This is a genomic window from Pseudomonas sp. EA_65y_Pfl1_P113, assembly GCF_963970525.1.
Taxonomy (GTDB): domain Bacteria; phylum Pseudomonadota; class Gammaproteobacteria; order Pseudomonadales; family Pseudomonadaceae; genus Aquipseudomonas; species Aquipseudomonas tritici.
Genome location: NZ_CAXAQM010000274.1, coordinates 1 through 574, shown reverse-complemented (window position 1 = coordinate 574; position 574 = coordinate 1). Strand labels below are relative to the sequence as shown.

Genomic DNA, 574 nt, shown 5'->3' with positions numbered 1-574 from the left:
CGCCGCCAGCGACGGCTCGAGTATCTCCAGCATCACCGCCAGCAAAAAGATCGTCGTCATCGGGGCAAAGGCAAAGGCGAGCGTCGCGCGCAGCCACCCCTCGAACAGCCCGCGCGTCACATCGAACAGCAACAGCGCGATGAAGATCGGGCCGATCGCCAGCAACACCCCCAGCACGACCTTGGTGGCGAGCAACAGGCCGAGGCTGAAAAACAGCAGCATGGCGGCGGCCGCCTTCAGCGCCAGCACCTTCACCCCGCCACCGAGCAGCGGCAACGCTTGAAGTGCGGCGATCTGCGGCACGGCGGCGAGCGGACCGGTTGGCTTGGCGGGCACCGGCGGGGTAGGCGCGGCGCTCAAAATATCGAAGGCGCGCTGCAGCCGGTCGAAAATGTCGCCGCCGCTTGCGGTCGCCGAATCGAGGTGCAGCATGGCGGTCGCAATCTGCGCGGTGCCGTCGAACAGCACGCGCACCACGATCGCCTGATAGGTGTCCCATTGCGTGGCAAAGGACAGGATCGCGGCGAGCTTCACCACCGACAGCGTCACGTCGCCAATGCGCAAACCGCCCCGA

At 66.7% G+C, this 574-nt stretch carries 1 protein-coding gene; it reads right to left on the bottom strand.

All coding sequences use genetic code 11. The features are described from left to right. Positions 1 to 574, bottom strand: a 574-nt coding sequence (locus AACY52_RS29555) for a type IV secretion system protein (protein ID WP_339561260.1), incomplete at both ends; no start/stop codon positions are given.